This is a genomic window from Agarivorans sp. D1326 (genome assembly GCF_056958115.1).
In genome coordinates this window covers 445755-463576 of the sequence record NZ_JBTWEN010000002.1, presented here as the reverse complement: position 1 = coordinate 463576, position 17822 = coordinate 445755, and the positions used below count along the sequence as shown (strand labels likewise).

15 protein-coding genes are annotated in these 17822 nt (G+C 43.3%); 10 read left to right on the top strand and 5 right to left on the bottom strand.

What is annotated here, in order from left to right; all coding sequences use genetic code 11:
* The first annotated feature begins 14 nt into the window (after positions 1-14).
* The 6 genes from ACYFDN_RS05960 to ACYFDN_RS05935 all read left to right on the top strand — a co-directional run bounded on the left by ACYFDN_RS05960 (position 15) and on the right by ACYFDN_RS05935 (position 6977).
* On the top strand, positions 15-1409 hold the full coding sequence (locus ACYFDN_RS05960) for an O-antigen ligase family protein (protein ID WP_483510323.1): 1395 nt from the start codon (positions 15-17) through the stop codon (positions 1407-1409).
* A gap of 149 nt (positions 1410-1558) precedes the next feature.
* Positions 1559-2563, top strand: coding sequence for a glycosyltransferase family 2 protein (locus tag ACYFDN_RS05955; RefSeq protein WP_483510322.1), 1005 nt, complete (start codon positions 1559-1561; stop codon positions 2561-2563).
* Complete coding sequence (locus tag ACYFDN_RS05950; protein ID WP_483510321.1) at positions 2563-3528, top strand: glycosyltransferase family 2 protein; 966 nt, start codon at positions 2563-2565, stop codon at positions 3526-3528. Before ACYFDN_RS05955 ends, ACYFDN_RS05950 begins: the two co-directional genes overlap by 1 nt.
* The gene (locus ACYFDN_RS05945) at positions 3515-4936 is read left to right on the top strand and encodes a lipopolysaccharide biosynthesis protein (RefSeq protein WP_483510320.1); all 1422 of its coding nucleotides are present in this window, start codon (positions 3515-3517) and stop codon (positions 4934-4936) included. The genes ACYFDN_RS05950 and ACYFDN_RS05945 overlap by 14 nt, the downstream gene beginning before the upstream one ends.
* A gap of 141 nt (positions 4937-5077) precedes the next feature.
* On the top strand, positions 5078-5797 hold the full coding sequence (locus ACYFDN_RS05940; protein WP_483510319.1) for an acyltransferase: 720 nt from the start codon (positions 5078-5080) through the stop codon (positions 5795-5797).
* A 1-nt stretch (position 5798) separates the two neighbouring features.
* Positions 5799-6977: a glycosyltransferase gene (locus tag ACYFDN_RS05935; RefSeq protein WP_483510317.1), complete on the top strand. Its 1179-nt coding sequence runs from the start codon at positions 5799-5801 to the stop codon at positions 6975-6977.
* 16 nt (positions 6978-6993) lie between these two features.
* On the opposite strand, the gene ACYFDN_RS05930 is transcribed toward ACYFDN_RS05935, so the two are convergent.
* Positions 6994-7599, bottom strand: a complete 606-nt coding sequence (locus ACYFDN_RS05930) for a hypothetical protein (RefSeq protein ID WP_483510316.1) — start codon at positions 7597-7599, stop codon at positions 6994-6996.
* 159 nt (positions 7600-7758) lie between these two features.
* On the opposite strand from ACYFDN_RS05930, the gene ACYFDN_RS05925 reads away from it, so the two are divergent.
* On the top strand, positions 7759-8100 hold the full coding sequence (locus ACYFDN_RS05925; protein ID WP_152782311.1) for a YajD family HNH nuclease: 342 nt from the start codon (positions 7759-7761) through the stop codon (positions 8098-8100).
* A gap of 312 nt (positions 8101-8412) precedes the next feature.
* Positions 8413-10497 (top strand): elongation factor G, encoded by a 2085-nt coding sequence (gene fusA, locus ACYFDN_RS05920; RefSeq protein WP_016400532.1) that lies wholly within the window; start codon positions 8413-8415, stop codon positions 10495-10497.
* Between the two features lie 104 nt (positions 10498-10601).
* On the opposite strand, the gene ACYFDN_RS05915 is transcribed toward fusA, so the two are convergent.
* Positions 10602-11027 (bottom strand): RNA-binding S4 domain-containing protein, encoded by a 426-nt coding sequence (locus tag ACYFDN_RS05915; protein ID WP_483510315.1) that lies wholly within the window; start codon positions 11025-11027, stop codon positions 10602-10604.
* Between the two features lie 168 nt (positions 11028-11195).
* On the opposite strand from ACYFDN_RS05915, the gene ACYFDN_RS05910 reads away from it, so the two are divergent.
* Positions 11196-12098, top strand: a complete 903-nt coding sequence (locus ACYFDN_RS05910) for an alpha/beta fold hydrolase (protein ID WP_483510314.1) — start codon at positions 11196-11198, stop codon at positions 12096-12098.
* Positions 12099-12103: 5 nt separating this feature from the next.
* Here ACYFDN_RS05910 and ACYFDN_RS05905 read toward each other — a convergent pair whose 3' ends face one another.
* From ACYFDN_RS05905 to ACYFDN_RS05895, 3 genes are all read right to left on the bottom strand, one after another.
* Positions 12104-13009 carry a heparin lyase I family protein gene (locus tag ACYFDN_RS05905; protein WP_483510313.1) on the bottom strand — a complete coding sequence of 302 codons (906 nt, stop codon included), beginning with the start codon at positions 13007-13009 and terminating at the stop codon, positions 12104-12106.
* Positions 13010-13018: 9 nt separating this feature from the next.
* Positions 13019-15043 carry a methyl-accepting chemotaxis protein gene (locus tag ACYFDN_RS05900; protein WP_483510312.1) on the bottom strand — a complete coding sequence of 675 codons (2025 nt, stop codon included), beginning with the start codon at positions 15041-15043 and terminating at the stop codon, positions 13019-13021.
* A gap of 231 nt (positions 15044-15274) precedes the next feature.
* On the bottom strand, positions 15275-16048 hold the full coding sequence (locus ACYFDN_RS05895) for a family 16 glycosylhydrolase (RefSeq protein WP_483510311.1): 774 nt from the start codon (positions 16046-16048) through the stop codon (positions 15275-15277).
* Between the two features lie 821 nt (positions 16049-16869).
* Between ACYFDN_RS05895 and ACYFDN_RS05890 the strand changes: the two genes are divergently transcribed.
* On the top strand, positions 16870-17799 hold the full coding sequence (locus tag ACYFDN_RS05890) for a sensor domain-containing diguanylate cyclase (protein ID WP_406608845.1): 930 nt from the start codon (positions 16870-16872) through the stop codon (positions 17797-17799).
* The last annotated feature ends 23 nt before the right edge of the window (positions 17800-17822 follow it).

The window sequence follows — 17822 nt, the reverse complement described above, 5'->3', positions numbered from 1 at the left end:
AGAGAGTGATGTAGATGAAAGCAGCCTTAAAAAATCAAGACCATAGCGGAATGCGACTCAAGCCTTTAGCTTGGTCATTATTGGTTGTGGCGTTGGTAGCTTTAATTTGGTTAAAGCTATCTAATCCCTTGATTCCAATAGCCTTAGGCGTTCTTCCTTTGCTTGTTGTAATGGTGATGAAACAACCGTTCTGGGTAGTGCTTGGCTTTGTTTGTTTCTCATTTTTTCGTTTACACGAAGCTTTTCCTGCCTTGTATGTTTTACGCATTCCGCAATTATTGGCCCTTGCATCCTTAGCTTGTTTGGCTTGGCATTTATTCATTTCTCGCAAAATGCAAATCTACTGGAGTAAAGAATTAAGCTGCTTAATGTTGTTTGTGGCTTTGTGTGCGGTGGGGGTGATATTTGCTAGTAGTAGGCCTACAGCAATGGCTTATTTTAATGGGGTATTTAGCAAGATAGCATTAATGACTGTGGCGATTGCTTGGTTAATGCGTCGCCCCGAAGATTTTGAGAGAGCAGCCGTTGCATTTTTTGTTTGTGGCTTAATGATTGCGACTGTTGCCTTACAAAATGCCGCCGCCGGTATAGAGATGGTAGAGGGTACCCGAGTAACCATTGGCCGCTCGATGGGTTCGGTACTTGGAGACCCAAACGACCTCGCCTTAACCTTGCAGTTTCCCTTAGGTTTTGCCTTAGCTTTTAGCTTAAAGCGAGGTTTTTCGTTTACTCGTTTGCTGGCCATTGTATGTGCTGGAGCGATTATCTTGGCCATTTTGGCCACTCAAAGCCGAGGTGGATTGTTAGGCATTGCCACCATTTGTGCAGTGCTAGCATGGCGAAGAGTGGAAAATAAGGCGCTGCTAATTAGCGCCGGCGCCTTGGCTTTGCCGATATTGTTTATTCTGGCTGGGGTGTCGGAGCGTAGCTCGGGTGGGGCGGCCGAGTCGGGAATTGATGAGTCTTCAATGGGCCGAATTTATGCGTGGCAGGCTGCCTTTAAGATGGCTTTATATAATCCCATTACCGGAGTTGGAATTGATAACTTTTATGCTAACTACTATTTCTTCTCGTCTCACTGGGATGGTAAAAACCATGCCGTTCATAGCACTTGGTTTGGGGTGTTAGCAGAAACAGGCTTTGTGGGGTTTATTGTATTTTGCGTGCTGCTATTTAAAGTTTGTCGGCTCGCCCATCAAAATCTAATGACCCTCGCACAACATGCCACAAGCAAGCATGCAGGCTTGTTCTCCTGCGCTGAAGGGGTGTTTGCGGGTATGTTAGGCACCATTGTTTCGGGCACTTTCCTTACTCAAGGCTTCACTTGGCCTATCTATATTTTTACTGCCTTAGTGGTGGCGATTGCTCAACTACTTCGCCAACCCATTGCAGAATGCAAAAGCCGCTAAACAAGCGTTCCTTGTTACAACTTCCTCGCTCTTATCTTATTGAATTTAAATAACTAATAATGGATGGCCTAGCTTTTGCTCTAGTGTTGCTATGACCTGAATTCGAACTCGAAATAACGGGTCGAAGAATAGCAAAAGAGGGCATCGCCATGTTTAACGTATCTATTATTGTTCCTGTCTATAAATCTGAGCAGTACCTAGCAAGTTGTTTGAGCTCACTGGCCAAGCAAACGCTCGAACATGTTGAGGTAATAGTGGTTATTGATGCCTCTCCAGACAACTGCGCAGCGATTGCTGGCGAGTTTTGTATTCAATATCCAGAACGCTTTCGCAAAATTGTATTGGAAAAAAATGTGGGTGTGTCGATGGCTCGCAACATTGCCATGCAATCGGCGCAGGGTGAATACATTGGTTTTGTAGACAGCGATGATTATGCAGAGCCAAATATGTTTGAACTGATGTTTTGCAAAGCGCTCACAACCAATGCCGATGTGGTGAGTTGCCAAATGCGCTCTTTTGAAACGCATGCCTCTAGTGTGGAATACCACAACATTCCTACCAAAGAGTATTACGACGATACCTTTGTGACTAACAAGCTGTTTCGTCGTGTTTATCTGCTTTCCAAGCAAATTAATTTTTATAGCAATGTGATTTTTGAAGATGAACCTTTTGCGTATACCGCACGCTTTGCTACCGAGAATGTAGCAGAGGTTAATCAAGTGCTTTACAACTACCGAATGAGTCCAGAAGGCCTGTGCCGTGGAGATAACCACGGTCGATTCAACCTCTATGATAAGCAGTTGATGCTGGCAAGGTTTTTAGCCGATATGGAGCGCCGGGGCGCTATTGAAGATCATGCGGCGGAGCTGCTGCAGTGTTTAGCTAATCACGCTTTAAGCGCGCTTTATTATCATATTTCTGCTGTTGATTTGTTGGGCTTCTTTAGTTTTATCGACCATCTAGTGGGTAAGTACCGTTTGCTTGAGCGCTGCGCAGTTGTTCTACAAGACTACAAAGTAAGCCGTTATTTAAAATTTAGGGGCTCGGCCACACAAATTGTATTGCTGAGTTATTGGGTAAAGGCGCGCCAGTTCAAACAACAGTTTTCTGCAGGGCTGTTATCGCCCAGCTTGAGTAGTGAAGGAGCTAAATAATGGAAAGTGTATTTGCTTCTCAGGTCAGTGTGTCAGTGGTGGTTCCGGTGTTTAATACCGAGCAATATTTGTGGGAATGTTTAACTAGCCTAGAAAACCAGCAACTAAGTTCACTGGAAGTTATTGTGGTGATTGATGCTTCACCGGATAAGGCTTATCAACTAGCGACGCGTTTTGCTCAGCAATCCAGGTTGGCAATTCGCATTGTTAAGCTAGATAAAAACGTGGGTTTAGCTCAAGCGCGAAACATTGGAATGAGCCACGCTAAGGGCCAGTATCTTGGGTTTTTAGACAGTGATGATTACGTAGATGAAAACATGTATCAGCATTTGTTTAATGAGGCCAGTGGGCAGCAAGCGGATTGGGTAAGTTGTGGTTTTAGTAAGTTTTCTGCCCAGGGTGTAGAGTGCTACGCCCATCAAAATATTAGCGAGAATACCTCGGTATGTAACAAGTTATTTCGTCGAGAGTTTATTTTTGAGCATCAAATAGTATTTCCGCAAGGAGAGTTATTTGAAGATGAAATTTTCTCTTACATGGCCGAGTTGTTCGCAGATACTGTGGTGCATATTGAGCAAGCTTACTACTTTTATCGGCATAATCCGCAGGGCATTTGTCGACGCGCTGGCGCCGATAAACATCGTTTGTATGCACGTATGTCATCTATTGGCGATTTTATGCAGCGCATGGAGCAAAGCAAATTGTTGCCTAAAGCTGCGCCGCTGTGTTTGGAAATGCTTTGTCGGCATGCTTATTTGCAGTTAAGAACCCAAGTGAGTTGGTTCGATTTACTCTGTTATTGGCGCTTTACCCAGCACCTCATCGAAAAATATCAGCTAAACAACAGTGACTCGCAAACCCAAGATAATTATTTTGTAAGCAGCTTTAGTAAATGGCAAAGCCGAGAGTGGGCTCTGTGGTTAATTCGCATTCGAGCGGGGAGAGCCAATTATGCTGTGGAATAAGCTTAAGCAAGCTCGCCAGTCCTTACAGGAAATGGGTATATATGGCGTACTCATGATTCTGCAAAAAGGCATTGGCTTAATGATGCTGCCTGTCACCACGCGCTATTTGAGTTTGCAAGAATACGGCGTGTTGGAAAGTCTTGTGGTGATTTTTTCTCTGTGTTCGTTGTTAGAAATAAGTGCAGGTGCTTTGCCACGTTTTTACCCAGAGTGTAAAGATGCTATGGCTAAAGCGAACCTTATTTCGTCGTCTGTTTTATTAAGTTTGAGTTACGGCCTAGTGCTAGCCGTATTGGCAGGAACAGCACTAGCCCTAGTACCGCTAGAGGTGTTCTCTCAGTTAAGTCTTATTCAGTTAGCTGGCGTTTCTGCGGTTATTGCTTTATCCATTTCTTTGCAGCCTATTATGATGTGGCTGCGCATTGAGCGCCGCGCTGACAGTTATTTTTATTTAGTTGTGGCGCAAGCGAGTTGCCAAGTAGTAATGACTTTATTTGGTTTGCAGCAAGGCTGGGGGATGGATGCGGTTATTGTTGCTAGCGTTTGTGCCAATGCTTTAGGTTTAAGTATTGGTTTGTGGTTTTGCCGCAAACAGCTGAAGTTGAAGTTAGATCTTGCCCTTGCCAAGTTAACCTTAAGTTATCAACGCTGCTTAATTGGCGCTTCGCTCGCGCTATTCATTATGCATGGTTTAGATCGGCTGCTACTAGCAGAGTGGTTAGGCGCAGAAACGTTAGCCCAGTACGCCATTATGATTAAAGTGGTTGAGGCCACCGCCATGGCATTTGGTGTATTAGAAAGCTGGTGGTTACCACGTCGGTTTACGGTGTTGCAGCTAAGCAATGGGGCGAATGAAGTCTGTGTGGTTCATCAGCGTTTGCTGTTGGCGGTTATGTTGCTAATTCTGTCTGCCGCTTTGTTTGCGCCTATAGTGCTTAAGTGGGTGCTGCCAGTTGAATACTTAGGTGGTATAGAATGGCTGCCGTTAATGTTGCTGGCTTTAGGTTTTAAGTTAGCTACAGCGGTAACCGACATAGGCTGCTATTTACCTAATAGCCCAGTTTGGCTTCCCCGAATAAACGCCTTGTCTGCGTTATTGGCTGTTGGACTGTATTACTTACTCATTCCAAGCTGGGGCGTTTGGGGGCTTATTGTGGCCACTAACAGTGTATTTGCCCTGCGCTTTATACTATTCACCGCACTGAGCTTACGCCTACAGGCCTTGCCTTATAAAGTAGCTGTGCTGCTCAGCGCTTTACTCCCTCCTTTAGGTTTGCTTCTAATCGTTCCGTTTATGGCATCTTCTATCTGGACCTCTTTATTACCGGCCATTGGCTTAAGCTGGTTGTTGCTGTGGGCAATGCCATTGGTAAAGCCCAAAATGCATTTTAAGAAGGCTTATGCTTGAGCCCCAAAGAGCGAATTGCAAACTGCAATTCGCTCTTTGTTTTTCTCTGTAAGTTATTGAATAAATTGATTTTAGTTTATTGGCATAAATGCTGCTACCTATAGCTTAAGACAACACATCTACCTGTTATAGGGGAATTATATGAGCAGCATGTTTTTTCATCATACTAAGCATTGGCTAAAAAGTAGTGACTCTGCCGTAGCAAAAAAACTATTTAGGTTTTTAAAGGCGCTAAGGTTATGTCAGCTACCTAAAGTGCCATTGTTGTTCTCGGTGCTTTATCGCCTTCAAACCAGTTTATCTAATGCCTTAAGCAGTGTGCTGCGCATATTGTGGTGGACGCCTTTGTTTAGAAGTAAAACCAGCGGCCCTTCTCAGGCCTTGTATCTATACGGTGGAATGCCACTTATTAGTGAAGGCCTAAATATTGAATTAGGCAATCGCTGCCGAATTTCTGGGGCGACCACCTTTAGTGGACGAAGCAGTGCAGCTGAGCCCGCGTTATTAAAGATTGGCGATAACGTGGATGTTGGCTGGCAAACTACCATCGCCGTTGGCAGACAAGTTATCTTGGGAAACAACGTACGTTTAGCTGGGCGCTGTTTTATTGCTGGCTACCCAGGTCATCCTCTAAACGCAGAGCAACGAGCTGCTGGCTTGCCCGAGCTAGATGAGCAGGTTGGCGACGTTATTCTTGAAGATGACGTGTGGTTAGCTACCGGTGTATCAGTTATGGCTGGGGTAACTATTGGTAAAGGTACAGTGGTTGCTGCAGGTAGCATTGTGACGAGAAGTTTGCCGGCAGGTGTTTTGGCCGCAGGTGTGCCCGCCAAAGTCATTAAATCGATTGAGGAGAAATAACATGAAACACGATCTCATAGTATTTGGTGAAGATTGGCAACGCCACCCAAGTAGCAGCCAACACGTGATAACCGAACTGGCTAAAAACCACCGTATTCTTTGGATTAATTCTATTGGTTTACGTAGGCCACGCTTGAGCCTGCGAGATGCTAAAAGAGTACTAGAAAAAATGAAGTCGATGATTGGTGCGGCCAAAACAAACGCGAAAGCTCAAGATTCTACAGGAAAAGCATCAGCTAAAAAGCCGGCCAATATTCATGTATTGTCGCCAATAGCCTTGCCTGCGCCACGCAGTCGTTTGTTTCGCTGGCTTAACCGCTGCTTGTTAAAAGCCCAGGTAAATAAACAAGTTAAGCGCCTTAAGTTAACAAACCCTGATCTTTGGATTGCCTTACCAACGGCGGTAGATATGTTAGGCCACCTAAACGAGAGGCAAGTCATTTATTACTGTGGCGATGATTTTAATGCACTAGCTGGCGTAGACCACCAACATGTTACTGAGTGTGAAAAGCTGTTAGTTGAAAAGGCTGACCACGTGCTAGTGGCTAGTGACATGCTGTTACGTAAGTTCTCTAAGCAACCACATCTGGCTTTGAAAACTCGTATTTTACCGCACGGGGTAGACTATAACTTGTTTGTTCGCCCTTCGAGCCCAGCGCCATCTATTTTACAAGGCGGTCCGGTTGCTGGTTTTTATGGCTCTATAGCAGCTTGGTTAGATATCCCTTTAATCGTTAAAGTCGCTAAGGCTTTACCCGAGTGGCGCTTTGTATTTATTGGCCAAGTGCAAACCGATATTTCTGCTTTTAAACAAGTAGACAATATAGAAGTGTACCCAGCAGTTGCCCATAGTGAGCTACCTCGTTATGTACAGCATTGGCAGGTATCTTGGTTACCTTTTAAAAGCTGTAAGCAAATAGCTTCTTGTGACCCACTTAAGTTACGTGAGTATTTGGCCGCGGGGCGCCCCATTGTAAGCACGCCTTTCCCTGCGCTTAAACCTTACGCAGGCATGGTGACGCAAGTTGAAGAGCCGTTTCAAATGGTTCAAGCGTTGCAAGACAGCTTAGATACTCCTTCGGCATTGCAGCATCGTAGAACGTCTTTTCAACGAATGAGTGTGCGTTCAGAAAGCTGGGGAGAGCGAGCTAAGCAGGTGCATCAATTGTTGTCTTGTTAATTTAAAAAGTGTTGCCTTAGGCAACACTTTGTTGGTCTTGTTTATGAGAGTTTGCTGTGGGGAGTGGTTCTGATGAAGTGGCGGTCGCATGTTTACCCGCTACTTTTGAATTGGAACGTGCAACAAACTCGCCGCCACAACCGGGATGAGTTAACCCAGTGGCAACTTCATTACGTTTATTGTGCTGCCAAAATTGCTCAACAATGTTTAATGAAGAATCTATAACCTCTACATCTAAAGAGTCGCAGCAAACACACCTCGCTTTATTTGCCCGTTGTCTGGCAACATCAAGTTCTGCACCTAGGGTTAGTAAGTTTTCCACAGAGCGACGGCGCACTCTACGAAGCTTGCGATTAAGTAGCCGTTGCCAGTAGTTAGTTTTCAGGGTTTTCTCTAAGGCAGATACTTGCCGAACCAGTTCGCCCATTTCTTTGATTATGAGGTTTATATCTCTAAATTCTTCCGCAGTTACTAGCGCTTCACATTGTTTGCACCAACCCAAGGTTCTGCGGAGTGGCAGCTCCAAACCGTTATACAAAAATACCCGCCAGCCGTTTACTTTGTCGGTGGTGGTGCTGCATTCACAACGATTACAGTGTACTTGAGTTAACGATTTATCCATGGCTGTTCCCTTAGCGCAACTAAGTTTAGTGTGGTTTATTTTTGATAAATATGAAAGCGCTTACCCAAGTTTCTGTTGCTGAACAAAACAAGCCCGCTTAGTTGCGTGTTTTAGCTGTGCTGATGTTATAGTGTTTGGCAAAAATAGCTGGAGCAGAGAATGGCTAATATTCCAAATAATTACGCAAGCCTTGAACAAGGTTACCGCGAGAAAGCGTTGAAATTATTCCCTTGGGTTTGTGGGCGATGCGCACGTGAATTTCCTTACTCTAATTTGCGTGAATTAACCGTGCACCATATCGACCACGATCATACTAACAACCCAAACGATGGGTCTAACTGGGAGCTGTTATGTTTGTACTGTCATGATCATGAGCATTCTAAATATACCGAAGCTGCTCAATACGGCTCAACAGTAGAAGCCGGTAGTGATTTAAAGCAAGAAGTGGCAACCTCAAACCCGTTTGCTGATCTTAAAGCAATGATGGATAAAAAGAAGTAATGCTAGCCTAAGCTACTGCTAACAAAGGTGGTGGTAATAAGGGCAATAATCCGGTTGCGCTAACGATTAAGCCAACTATGCTGATTATTGGGTAGGGGAGTTATACTTTTTTTGTTGAGTGAGCAGAAAATATTAATTTAAGTGAAAACCCGTGGTTAACAGGCTTGCGGCTAGTTGTTGACGCTAATTAAAGACACTTTTTTAAAGAAATTTCGCAATAAATCGCTCAAATACAGTTCACCCTCTCGCCTTGTGCGACAGTAGTGGTATACTCCCCGCGAATTTGAAAAACAATTGAATTAGAGTTGAACAATGGCTGATTTATCAAAATATAGAAATATTGGTATTTTTGCTCACGTTGATGCAGGTAAAACTACCACAACTGAGCGTATCCTAAAACTTACTGGTCAGATCCACAAAACTGGTGAAGTACATGACGGTGAGTCTACTACTGACTTCATGGAACAGGAAGCTGAGCGTGGTATTACTATTCAGTCTGCAGCAGTAAGCTGTTTCTGGAACGACCACCGCTTCAACGTTATTGATACTCCTGGACACGTTGACTTCACTGTTGAAGTATACCGTTCACTTAAAGTACTTGATGGCGGTATCGGTGTATTCTGTGGTTCTGGTGGTGTTGAACCTCAGTCAGAAACTAACTGGCGTTACGCTAACGAATCAGAAGTTGCTCGTATCATCTTCGTAAACAAATTAGACCGTATGGGTGCTGACTTCTACCGCGTAGTTAAGCAAACTCAAGACGTACTAGCTGCTAACCCACTAGTTATGGTTCTACCTATCGGTATCGAAGACGACTTCGTTGGTGTTGTTGACCTTCTATCTGAAAAAGCTTACATCTGGGATGACACAGGTCTTCCTGAGAACTACGAAGTTACCGATATCCCAGAAGATATGGTAGAGAAGGCAGCTGAATACCGCGAAATGTTGGTTGAAACTGCAGTTGAGCAAGATGAAGACTTAATGATGGCTTACATGGAAGGTGAAGAACCTACTATTGAGCAACTTAAAGCGTGTATCCGTAAAGGTACTCGTGATATGTCTTTCTTCCCAACTTACTGTGGTTCTGCATTCAAAAACAAAGGTATTCAATTAGTACTTGATGCTGTTGTTGATTACTTGCCAAACCCAACTGAAGTTGATCCTCAACCTCTTATGGATGACGAAGGCGAAGAAACTGGCAACCACGCTATTGTTTCTGCTGACGAACCACTACGCGCGTTAGCATTCAAAATTATGGATGACCGCTTTGGTGCGCTTACCTTCGTACGTATCTACTCGGGTGTGTTGAACAAAGGTGACACCATCCTTAACGCGTTTACTGGTAAAACAGAGCGTGTTGGCCGTATGGTAGAAATGCAAGCTGACGACCGCAATGAATTAACTAGCGCTCAAGCTGGTGACATTATCGCTATCGTAGGTATGAAGAACGTTCAAACTGGTCACACTTTATGTGATCCTAAGAGCCCTTGTACCCTAGAGCCTATGGTATTCCCAACTCCTGTAATCTCGATTGCTGTTGCACCTAAAGATAAAGGTTCAACTGAGAAAATGGGTATTGCTATCGGTAAAATGGTTGCAGAAGATCCTTCTTTCCAAGTTGAAACTGACGAAGATTCAGGCGAAACCATCCTTAAAGGTATGGGCGAACTTCACCTAGACATTAAAGTTGATATCTTGAAGCGTACTTACGGTGTAGACCTAGTTGTTGGTCAACCTCAGGTTGCTTACCGTGAAACTATTACTCAAGCAATTGAAGATAGCTACACGCACAAGAAACAGTCTGGTGGTTCTGGTCAATTCGGTAAGATTGATTACCGTATCAAGCCTGGTGAGCCTAACTCTGGTTTCACGTTCTCTTCAACTGTTGTTGGTGGTAACGTACCTAAAGAATTCTGGCCTGCAGTTCAAAAAGGCTTCGAAGTGATGATGGAAACTGGTCCACTAGCTGGCTTCCCATTACTAGATATGGAAGTAGAATTGTACGATGGTGCTTTCCACGCAGTGGATTCATCAGCAATTGCTTTTGAAATTGCAGCTAAAGGCGCTTACCGTCAATCTGTACCAAAAGCTGGCCCACAACTTCTTGAGCCAATCATGAAAGTTGACGTATTCTCTCCAGAAGATCACGTTGGTGATGTTATTGGTGACTTGAACCGTCGTCGTGGCATGATTAAAGACCAAGAAGCTGGCGTAACTGGCGTACGTATTAAAGCTGACGTACCACTAGCAGAAATGTTCGGTTACATTGGTTCTCTACGTACTATGACTTCTGGTCGTGGTCAGTTCTCTATGGAATTCTCGCACTACGCTGCTACTCCACAAAACGTGGCTGAAGCGGTAATCGCAGAAGAAAAAGAACGTCAAGCTAAGAAGTAAGCTTACTACTTAGTAAAAAAGCCGCTCATTGAGCGGCTTTTTTTATGTTTGTGTTTACTAAAAAGCAGCCTTTGGCTGCCTTTTTATTTCTAGGCTTTTAGCTACTAGAACTTGATTGAGTGGCGACCTGTTATGGCATTTCGTTGAGCTTGCTTTTCGGTAGGTTGTTTGGCTGCTGTAGGTTTTTGACTAGGCTTGCTTGCTTTATTTCCCTTGTTTTTTTGCTTGTTTGAACCTTTCTTCGCTGAGCTCTTAGGCTCTGGCTCAGAAATAGGCTGATCACAAACAACATATAAAAACTGACCGTTAAACTCGATGATGTCATCCGCATACACCTTCTTGCGTTTACGTTGTTCGAGTTCACCGTTAAGCCCAACATAACCTTCTGCTATGGCCATTTTTGCTTCGCCGCCGCCATTCACCAGATTGCCTATCTTTAATACTTTGTAAAGCTCGATAGGCTGTTCGTCCACGTATACTTCGGTGGCTTCTACTTCAATTTCTTCTGGTGAATCTTCTGGGTTAGTCATTTTTAATGCCATGGGGAGGAAGAGCCCAGATTATGGCGATGTGCTGGTAATGGGTCAAGTTTGGGCTAGTGTAATTGAATGTGAAATTTACTTGGTTGTTTCACTTTCTAGTGTTTTAGTGACTGTTTATTGCTTTGGTGTTGCCTGATTATGGATTTTAGCTTCTTAATGAAGAGAGTGATGTTGTGTTTAGGTCTTTCGGCTGGGCTCTGCACATTGTTAGCCTGTAGCCCGATGCCTAGTGCGATAAAGCAACAACAGCAGTTTATTCAAAGTGATTTGTTATCTAACCCCGATATCGAACACTATCAACTTACTGCGGATAATTTTTCTTTGAACGTACATGCTAATGGGCACGCAGAGCAGGCAGTGATGGTGTGGATCCACGGTACGCCTGGGTCTTGGCAAGACAGTGCTTACTTGATTACTGAGCCTTCATTAACGAGTAAAATACGCGTGGTTAGTTTTGATAGACCTGGCTGGGGATTGTCGCAATATCAAGACCAAGCTAAACCCGTTGCTAACATGCAGGTTCAAGCGAAGCTGATTTCACCTCTCATTCAACACTTAAAGCAAAAGTACCCTGAGCTGCCGCTAATTCTTGTAGGGCATTCTTGGGGCGCGTCCTTAGCGCCTATTATTGCTGAGCATAACCCCCAGCAAGTTGATGGTTTGTTATTGTTGGCTGGTGGAATGAGTAAACAGCTTACTCAAGCACGTTGGTATAACAAGTTTGCTAGAAGTAGTGTAGGGCACTTTTTATTGTCTTTATCTGATATGGGGAAACAACTTAACCAAGCTAATTTGGATATGTTTGCCCTGCAAGATGGTTTAGCTGATTCGGCCGAGCGTTTAGCTTCGCTTAATATACCTGTGGTGTTGGTACAAGGTGGTAAAGACCATTTGGTTGATCCCAAAAATGCTGATTTTGCCGAGCAATACTTACCAGCCCAACACTCCAAAGTTATTCGCCTAGCGGAACAGGGGCACTTTATGCAAGTTGAGCAAGTTGCATTAATTAGCAGCTGTACTTATGCCTTGGTAAATAACAAGCTGAGTGACTGTGGTTAATCCCGCTAGTATGTAACAAATTGCTTGATGCTAAAGTTAGCAAAGTCTACATGTACACTTGGTTTAAGTTTGTTTGCTTCAACAAGCGAGCGATAAATTCCCCATTTAGGGCGAACAAAATGTTGTTCGCTCACACCTCGCCACATGTCTAGCTTGTCTTCGCGAAAGTTAAATATTTCTGCTCCATCACTTAAACGAACCAGTTTTAAGCTGAACCAACCGAGTTCGCTGTATTTGGCTTGAACCTTGGCTTCTAGCCACTCTCCTTGAATCAAGTCCCAATCTGCTCTTGCTAGAATACGGGTTTGGCGTAATGGACTATGTCTTACTTCTATATCTGCTTTACCATTGCGAGTATTTCCGGTTAACGTAATAATTGGCATTGAATCTTCACCGCCAACAGCTTTTAGTTGAAACAAATGGGTGAACTTGTTGGTCACCTGCATGTCATTACTAACGCGAAACTTCCAACTGTATGAGAAGTGACTGCCTTGGTAGCCTTTTAGCGCGTCTGCTGAGCCGCCATAGACTTTAATTTCATTGCGTTGCCTATCGATATACTTTCCTTTATTGCCATCTAAATCTCGGTGCAAAATAAAGCGAAAATAGGGGCCGTATAGCTTGTCTGTGTGCTCTTGTATGTGGAGCTCACCTTGGTGGTCTTTTTGAAAGATATCAGGTGATTCTATGGCGTTCTTGCCAAACTGCTGACGAATTAGCTGGTAAGCGGATTGTCTGTAGTCTGGGCCATCTGCATCCAAGTTAGCGCTTGCTAAAATCTGCTTGTTTTCTGGGTGTAGCGCTTGGCTCTGCAAATCATCGTTAAGTTTGTTGGAGCTACAGGCAGTTAAGACAACCAACATCGCCGCAGATAGCCCGGTTTTTGTCAGCGTATTTATTATTGGTTTCATCACAATAAGCTACTGGGTTGCAATTTGATTGTTTGCAGGCAAGTATTCTTTGAGCTTGAAAATAGCCAGTTGCCCGAGTTGTTGCTCAGATTTGGCTTTTAGTGATTCGCTTGCTTGTTCATTGTGCTCTGCATCTTTGTGGGCAGAGTGGCCTAGCTCTACAATCTTTTGTACGTTGTTGGCTACTTGTGAAGCCACTGCCATTTTCTCTTCAGCTGTTGTTGCAATTTGCTGGCTGTAGGCGCGAATTTGTTCCAGCATAACGGCTATATTCTCTAGCTGTTGGTCACTTTGCTCTGCTTGGCTTAAGCACTCTAACACCATGGTTTCGCCCTGTTTCATTAAGTCTACGGCTTCGTTTGCACCTTTTTGCAAACCTTCAATAACGTTGAAGATCTCTGTCGTCGAATTTTGAGTTCGGCTTGCAAGGTTACGCACTTCATCGGCGACAACAGCAAAACCTCGGCCCTGTTCACCGGCTCTTGCGGCTTCAATGGCGGCATTTAGTGCGAGTAGGTTAGTTTGCTCTGCAATACCTTGAATCACATCGAGTATTGAGCCTATATCATCAGAGCTTTGCTTAAGCGTATCAACTTTCTCTGCTGCATTAAGAATGGTTGTTTTTAGCTGTGTAGTTGTTTTACGGGTGGTGTGGGCGGCCTGTCGGCCTTGCTCAGTAAGCGCCGACACATCTCCAATATCATCGCGTGAGGTATTGGCTTGTTGGGATACGTCTTGTACTCCTTGTTCCATGGCTTTTACCGCACTGGCTACTATGTCGGTTTGTGCGCGTTGTTCGGATATAATTGAGCGAGAGTGTTGGCTTGCATTTAAGCCAGATTCGGCGCTGTTCTCTAGTTGTTTTGCACTGTCTACCATTGAACCGATAACTTGGTTAAATTGCTCGGTAAGTGAGTTTAACTGGCGCGCTATTTGGCCAAATTCATCTTGGCGTTCGACGGTTATTTGCTTGCTAAAGTCGCCTTCAACTAACTGCTTCATTTGCTGTAAAGTACGCTTCAATGGCCCTTTAATACTTGATGTGACACTCCATGCAACCAGTACCGATATGCTTAATGAGGCAAGCACTACGGCAATCATGGTGCTAATGGCACTTTGCGATTTTTCACTGGCTTGGTTTTTCGCTTCGGCAATGATTAACGATACCGAGCTACTGGCTAGAGTAAGTTGATTTAAAGCTTCCGCAGTTTGGGTGTTAATTTGCTTAAAGTTGTCTTGTTGCTGCTGGGTTAAACGTACGAGGCGGTCTATTTCACTGAACAAGCCTTTAGAGTTTAACGATTGATTAAGTAATACAAAATAGTTAACCACGTTCTCGATATCATCTTCAATATAGAACTCTAACTCGTCACGCTTTTCAATCATACTGGCATAGAGTTTCTTTAATTGCTGCATTTGTTGGCTGGTTTGCTCAGGCGTTTTTGCATAAAACGCTTCATCAAGCTGGCGCTCTAACACTACACCATCAGCTTGTAGATCAACGGCAATCCAGTGCGCATCGCCGTCTACTGATTCTGCTATCTGATCTAAATCGTCATTGTATCCACTCCATTGTTGCTTAAAATCACGGCGTAGATTTTCAACCGATTTGTTAGCTACTAGCCATTGTTGATGGCTTACAAACTGCCTGTTGGCTGCGCTAAATGTTGCTTCTGCATTTGCCTCTATTGGGCCAAGCAAATTATGTAGATCGGGATATTTTTCAGTAAGTAACAATAGCTGTTGGTAGTTATCTTGGTAACTATTCATATAGCTAGACGCTTGGTTCTCTAATTGGCTTAGTTGTTCTTGGGACTCAGTATTACTATGTAAGCCAATCACCCATGCTGTGTTTAGCAGCAGGCCCGATAGGCGATTAGTTAGCTCAGCAGTAGGGGTGAGGCGGTCAACAGTTTCATTAAGTTGTGCTTCTAGGTTGCGTATGTTTATTTGGCCAATCAGCGCTACTGCAATGAGTAAAACAAATAGAATTGCAAAACCGCTTAGTGTTCTCATCACTACTGAAATTTGCATGTGCCATCCTTAGCGTTTAGTCGATTATAGTTTGTTTATTACGCAATGTATTTTTGTTGTTATGGTATTACAATAATGTTGTGCTATGGATGTGATTCGACTAACACTTATGTTAAGAAAGGCAAAAATTTTAGAGAACTAACGCAGAGACGTTAGGACTTGTATGCTGAGTAAGTAGATGAACTTGGGCCAAAATCGGCAAGCTTTGATAAAGCCTGCCGATAGCTGAGTTTATTTAGGTGTGTATTCTAGGTAATCGTAGTAGGCCCAGTTGTTTTGATAGAAGTACTCTTGCGGGAAGTACATTGCATCTGCGGAGTTGTCGCCGTGCCAATGGTTGATCATTATGCGGGTTGGATCCACAGGCCATGCGTATTGTGGAACTTCATTTGCGGCAATATAGCCATCCCCATTGTCTTTGTACAGGCTACGAATGATGCGAGTATTTCCTGAAGAATCTATCAAGTACCAATCGATTTTCCAGCTAGACCAATCGAAACCTATATGGATTAGGTCCTGATGTATGTTTAGACCATATTGCCCTAAATCAATATCTAGTTCCCAGCTTTGGTATTGGCCACCTTGGGGTTGGTAGATAAGGTTAGTATGTACAACGTTGCCAAGGCTAGGTAAAAACTCGATGTCTATTTCTTGCCAAGCTCGGCCAGGCACATCGTGCCATGAAGTGTAGGTAAATATAGAGGATACAGTACCTTTGGCATTTCCTGTTTTTAAGCTTGATTGAACCTTGCCATAACTTAGTAAGGATTTGGTTCTAAGCTCGGCACATTGATTTGGCGCTACGTTTAGGGTGATACCATGGGAGCTTGGTGAGATTTTAGACGGAGTAAACTTACAGCCAAAAGGGCTACCATTGCTGCCATCACGGGCTTGCCAAATGCCAGAGTTGTATCCCCAGCTAAAATCATCCTTAAAATAATTAGCGTGGGATGGCGTTATTGTTGCTACGGCAATTGCTATTGCAAATATAGAACTAATTTTCATTTTTATCATATTCCTTATGTGGAGTTTATTGTTTTTATTAACAATTTGCTTCTGTCTAAGTGACGTCAAAATGTATAAGCATCTCGATTTAACAGCACTTGGGACTTGGGTTCGCAATACCTAAACTGAGTTGGAAAACTCAAGTTGATTGATGAAGCATCTAATTGGGTATCGCTTGTAAATGTTGGGCGGATAAGCCTTATTGCCATTAACACTAGAGCGCTAAACTGATGAAGTTTTAGCGTGTTAAAAAGCCAAATAGCTAACTTAGTGGGCAAACAGGTGAGAATAGAAACCACCCACTTAATAGGGTTTAATTCTTTAAATAAACTCATTAGCTGTCCTTAGCTATTCAAAAATCCTTAACAATTGATTAATACTTTTATCTTGAACGCTTGGTAGTACAATTGTTGTTTTATTAGGCTGTGACAGTTTTAACGATTAAGTCGGCTTGTCTGAAATACCATCAAAAAATTTAGTTTTTACTGTGCATTAAAGATGCAGCATGCAGGCAAAGGCGTGAATAGTTGGCTTAGATAGCAGCTTGGTAGCAAAACCAGCTTAGAGCTAATTAGTGAGTTAGTTGGGGTTATTAGCCAATGTGTGGATTAATGTTCTTATGCCTTATGATTTATTAGATTTACTTGCTATTTATTTCGCAAATTGATGTGAATCAATTTCATCATCAAGTGGTCAGAGTAGTCTAAAGCTTCAGCTATAACTCAAATTTCGTTTAGCTTTATAATTCTAATAATAGTGATTTGTAGTTTGTGTAACTAAACCTTGTCGTTTCTGTTTTGCAGTTAGTTAAGGCTTATTATATGCATTTATCGACTCCACAGCTGTTGGAGATTGTTGCAGCATTTCCCGATTCCACATTGGTATTTACCGAAGATGGTTATTGTATTGCTCATTTGGGTGATCAAGAGACCCATGAGTTCTCAAGCAGCCGTTTATTAACCGGTCGCTTTGTATCTGATGTATTTAGCGAAGAAAAAGCTAAATGGTTCTTACAACAAATCCGCAATAGTATTTTTGAACAGCGCTTGCGTGTTTCGGAGTACGCCATTTCACCAGACGATATTCGTTTACCTAACTGTGAAAGTGCCAAATTAGAAAGAGAGCATTGGTTTGAAGCTCGCATTCTACCCTTAAACTCTTTTATAGATGGTCAGCGAGCGGTGGTTTGGGCGGCGCGCAATATTAATGAGCGCTACAAGCTAGAACAACAACTGCGTAGACTTAGTGAAACCGATGAGTTAACCGGAGCGTTTAACCGCCGTCGTTTCTTTGAAAGTTTAGCGAATCACTATCAAACCTTTCACCGTCACTTTCTTGATTGCAGCTTAATCATGTTAGACATTGATAACTTTAAGAGGATTAATGATCAATATGGTCATCCATGTGGTGACAGAGTGCTAAAGCAAGTGTATCAGCAGATTTGTACCCAACTCCGTGAGGTGGATATTTGCGCGCGAATGGGCGGGGAAGAGTTTGCCATTTTACTTCCCAATACTAAAACATCAGAAGCTCTGCGCAGCGCCGAACGGATAAGAATAGCGATTGAAGAATACACCTTCACCACCCTAAATCATCAGGTTGATGTTACGGTTAGTTTAGGAGTGAGTAGCATAGAAGTGACCGACAGTAATTGCGATAGTGTATTACAGCGCGCCGACGATGCTTTATATCACGCCAAGAAAACTGGACGAAATCAAGCTGTTCAGTTCCTAGAAGAATTTAGTATTTAAGCTATAAATCAGAGATTTAGTTA